At 45.9% G+C, this 4,102-nt stretch carries 5 protein-coding genes; all 5 read left to right on the forward strand.

The annotated features are described in order from the left end of the window. The first annotated feature begins 128 nt into the window (after positions 1–128). The gene (locus tag P1P89_22460) at positions 129–1,073 is read left to right on the forward strand and encodes an SDR family oxidoreductase (GenBank protein ID MDF1594284.1); all 945 of its coding nucleotides are present in this window, start codon (positions 129–131) and stop codon (positions 1,071–1,073) included. 451 nt (positions 1,074–1,524) lie between these two features. Further along, positions 1,525–2,502 (forward strand): UDP-glucose 4-epimerase GalE, encoded by a 978-nt coding sequence (gene galE / locus P1P89_22465; protein ID MDF1594285.1) that lies wholly within the window; start codon positions 1,525–1,527, stop codon positions 2,500–2,502. 141 nt (positions 2,503–2,643) lie between these two features. Next, complete coding sequence (locus tag P1P89_22470; protein MDF1594286.1) at positions 2,644–2,979, forward strand: nucleotidyltransferase domain-containing protein; 336 nt, start codon at positions 2,644–2,646, stop codon at positions 2,977–2,979. Continuing rightward, positions 2,976–3,395: a HEPN domain-containing protein gene (locus P1P89_22475; protein ID MDF1594287.1), complete on the forward strand. Its 420-nt coding sequence runs from the start codon at positions 2,976–2,978 to the stop codon at positions 3,393–3,395. The genes P1P89_22470 and P1P89_22475 overlap by 4 nt, the downstream gene beginning before the upstream one ends. Positions 3,396–3,444: 49 nt before the next feature. Beyond that, positions 3,445–4,102, forward strand: a 658-nt coding sequence (gene galE, locus P1P89_22480; GenBank protein MDF1594288.1) for a UDP-glucose 4-epimerase GalE, incomplete at its 3' end; no start/stop codon positions are given.

A 4,102-nucleotide genomic window follows, 5' to 3' on the forward strand; every position in this document is an offset into this window, starting at 1 on the left:
ATAATTGCTTCCGGTCTCTATTCCGAAGTCGATCTTTTTATTTCAAATGATCGCCATTTCATCAACGCTTTACCTGCGGAAATGTTCTTTTCTTTTGAAACCTGAAATAAGTCTTTTGAGGATACAGCATGCATTTTAAAAAAAGTGTTCTGGTTACCGGCGGGGCCGGGTTTTTAGGTTCGCACCTTTGTGAAAGGCTGCTTCAGGAAGGGAGCGATGTCATTTGTGTTGATAATTTTTATACCGGCAGCAAGCGAAATATTGTCCACCTGTTAAAAGATCCCTATTTCGAGCTGTTGCGGCATGACATTACATTTCCGCTGTACCTGGAAGTGGACGAAATTTATAACCTTGCCTGTCCGGCTTCGCCCATTCACTACCAGAACGATCCGGTCCAGACCACCAAGGTCAACGTTCACGGTTCCATCAACATGCTGGGCCTGGCCAAACGGATTAAGGCCAAAATTCTCCAGGCGTCTACTTCGGAGGTCTACGGAGATCCCGCAGTACATCCACAACCGGAGACATATCACGGCAACGTGAACTGCATCGGTCCGCGATCGTGTTATGATGAAGGCAAGCGCTGTGCCGAAACGCTGTTTTTCGACTATCATCGTCAGCATCGCTTGAAAATCAAAGTGGCCCGTATATTCAACACCTACGGGCCCCGAATGCATCCCAATGACGGCCGGGTGGTTTCCAACTTTATTCTGCAGGCCCTAAGAAACAAGCCGATTACCATTTACGGGGACGGTAGGCAGACGCGGTCATTTTGTTATGTGGACGACTTAATCGACGGGTTGATCCGATTGATGAACAGCCCGGACGACGTTACCGGTCCGGTCAATATCGGCAACCCGGACGAGTTTTCCATATTGGATCTGGCTCAGAAAGTTATTCAGCTAATCGGCTCAAAATCTGAAATCATCTTCCAGCCGTTGCCGCAGGATGATCCCAGGCAGCGTCGACCTGATATTTCGCTTGCCAAAAAGCAATTGGGCTGGGAACCCAGATTAAAGCTCGAAGATGGTCTTAAAAAGACCATCGAATATTTTAGTCAGTTTGTGAAATGAAAAAATGGCTCTTCGATGTTTTTAAGGGCAAACAGTTGCTGCAAATGTCATTAACACAACGCATTAAATCACCGGAGTTTTTAGACAGGATTAACAGGATGGACAGGATGTTGCCTACCGGCCGGTAGCCGGATAGGCAATAAACCATCGCCTGCGGCGAGGAGGGCAATCCGGTGGAGAAAGAAGACGTAACCCATGGTGAACTATTTGGTGGCAACTAGGATTGAGGTTGGCCTGCTGATCAATTTTGTTTCAACGGGTGTTGATGTCAAACGCAAGTATCGTACAGCGAGGGGAAAGCAGTGGGTTGCCGATCGGAGTGGTCTGAACCTCATCGGCGTTTCACCCTCCGCGAAGCGGATGCGTGTTTCAGGCCGCTCTTCCAGAGCGGCCTGACAAATCATCCTGTTAATCAGGTTAATCCTGTCAGATATTCTTTTAGTGAGGTGTTATGGCAAATGTGTTGGTGACCGGCGGCGCGGGTTACATCGGATCACATGCCTGTAAAGCGCTTGCGAAAGCAGGTTATACCCCCGTTACATATGACAACCTGATTTATGGACATCCCTGGGCCGTAAAGTGGGGTCCTTTTGAAAAAGGGGATGTGCTGGATAGGCACAGGCTGGATGAGGTGATCGCTAAATACAGGCCTGAAGCGGTTATGCACTTTGCCGCCTTTGCCTATGTGGGGGAATCGGTTGAAAACCCCGGGAAATACTACCGCAACAATGTGGCCGGTTCCCTGACAATCCTTGAAGCCATGCGCGACCACGGCATCCGCAATATGGTTTTCTCGAGCACCTGTGCCGTTTATGGGACCCCTGAAACGATACCCATACCGGAAGACCATCCCTTAAAGCCGATCAACCCTTACGGTTTCAGCAAGTATACGGTTGAACGGATGCTGGAAGATTTTTCCAACGCCCATGATATGCGCTATGTTTCTTTACGTTATTTCAATGCCGCCGGCGCCGATCCGGATGCTGAAACCGGGGAAGACCACGACCCTGAAACCCATCTGATACCATTGGTTCTGGACGCGGCATCAGGCCGAAGCAAAAACATAAAAATTTTTGGAACCGACTATGACACACCGGACGGGACCTGTCTTCGTGACTATGTGCATGTTTCCGATCTTGCTGGCGCCCATGTACTTGCACTTGAATATCTCAAGGATACCGGAAAGAGCGATATTTTTAACTTGGGAAACGGAAATGGTTTTTCCGTCAGAGAAGTCATTGAAACCGCAAGAAAGATTACCGGTCGAGATATTCAGGCAATCGCCTCATCCAGAAGGTCGGGTGATCCGGCCTTTCTGGTCGGTAGTTCAGATAAGATCCGAAAAGTTTTGGGCTGGAATTCGAAGCATGCGAGCATTGATGATATTATTCAGGACGCATGGGGATGGTATCAAAAAAAAGACAAATAAGCCGACGGTAAGCGTTCGACTTGCAAAAAAGCGACACCGTTTACATCCCAGATCCTTCTTTACGTAGTATTTTTCAAAGGGTATAATAAGTATCATTAAATTTATGTTCCGCATGTAGATTCTTAAGGATGTGGAGGAAAAATGAAAAAACTTAAAAATCTTAAAGAACGGGATTATAAAGTTCTTTGTGAACTAAAAGAAAGATTGGCTGGAAAAGTCACACTACTTGATATCAGGGTATTTGGTTCCAGAGCGCGGGGAGACGCCGAAGAATTTTCAGATCTGGATGTCTTTATCGAGATCCAAACGCTTGATAGAGAAATCAAAGAGATGATAAAAACGATAACCTGGGAAGTGTCTCTTGAAAATTCAATGTTTATATCAACATTAATATTTTCAAAAGACGAATTGACAAATTCGCCTCTAAAATATTCTCCTGTTGTGAAAAACATCATGGAAGAGGGGGTAAGGATATGACCGGAAGGGAGGCTTTGTATGAATATCGGCTGAAGCAGGCGGAGGTAACTCTTGATGATGCAAAAAAAATGTTGCAGGCCAAAATCAGCCCCCGTTCAGTGATCAACAGGGCTTACTATGCTATGTTCTACATTCTCTTGGCCCTTTTCATGAGGGTGAACCTGAACATAAAAACGTCGAAACATACGGGGGTGATTGGTGTTTTTGACAAAGAATTCGTACTCTCAGGAAAAATTGATAGAAAATATTCGAAAATGCTGCACATGATTTTCGATGACAGGCAGGAATATGATTATAAAGAATTGATTGAGGTGTCCCAAAACGATGCCATAAATGCGGTTGATTATGCGGAAGATTTTATTAATGAAATTAAACGATTCATTGACTCGGCGAAACTTTCGGGCGTAAATTCTTAAAACTGGCTCGCCCTACGAGGCGATAGGAAAATACAAACCCTAAGCAATCATGCATTTTGCGGCCTTTGCTTATGTGGGGGAATCGGTTGAAAACCCAGGGAAATATTATCGGAACAATGTGGTTGGTTCGTTGACAATTCTTGAAGCCATGCGCGACCACGGCATCCGGAACATTGTTTTTTCGAGCACCTGCGCCGTCTATAGAAATCCTGAAACGATTCCCATACCGGAGGACCATCCCGCAAAGCCGATCAACCCTTACGGCTTTAGTAAGTTTACGGTTGAACGGATGCTCGATGATTTTTCGAATGTCCATTATATGAGATATGTCTCTTTACGTTATTTTAATGCTGCCGGATCCGATCCCGATGCGGAAATCGGAGAAGATCATGATCCGGAAACCCATTTGATACCGCTGGTCCTTGATGCGGCAGCCGGGAAAAGCGAAAACGTAAAAATTTTTGGGACAGATTACGACACACCAGACGGCACCTGTATTCGGGACTATGTACATGTTTCGGATCTTGCCGATGCCCATGTGTTTGCGCTTGAATATCTTAAGGAAACCGGAAAGAGCGATAGCTTTAATTTGGGCAATGGTAACGGTTTCTCGGTAAGGGAAGTTATAGAAACCGCAAGAGAGATTGCCGGTAAAAATATTACTGCGATTGAATCGGAAAGACGGCCGGGAGATCCTGCTGTTCTGG

It is taken from the genome of Desulfobacterales bacterium (assembly GCA_029211065.1).
GTDB lineage: Bacteria > Desulfobacterota > Desulfobacteria > Desulfobacterales > JARGFK01 > JARGFK01.

What these genes read in the sequence shown, in the direction of transcription:
- P1P89_22475 (MDF1594287.1), top strand. Translation starts at nt 2,976, where the DNA reads ATGACCGGAAGGGAGGCTTTGTATGAATATCGGCTGAAGCAGGCGGAG.
- P1P89_22470 (MDF1594286.1), top strand. Translation starts at nt 2,644, where the DNA reads ATGAAAAAACTTAAAAATCTTAAAGAACGGGATTATAAAGTTCTTTGT.
- P1P89_22460 (MDF1594284.1), top strand. Translation starts at nt 129, where the DNA reads ATGCATTTTAAAAAAAGTGTTCTGGTTACCGGCGGGGCCGGGTTTTTA.
- galE (MDF1594285.1), top strand. Translation starts at nt 1,525, where the DNA reads ATGGCAAATGTGTTGGTGACCGGCGGCGCGGGTTACATCGGATCACAT.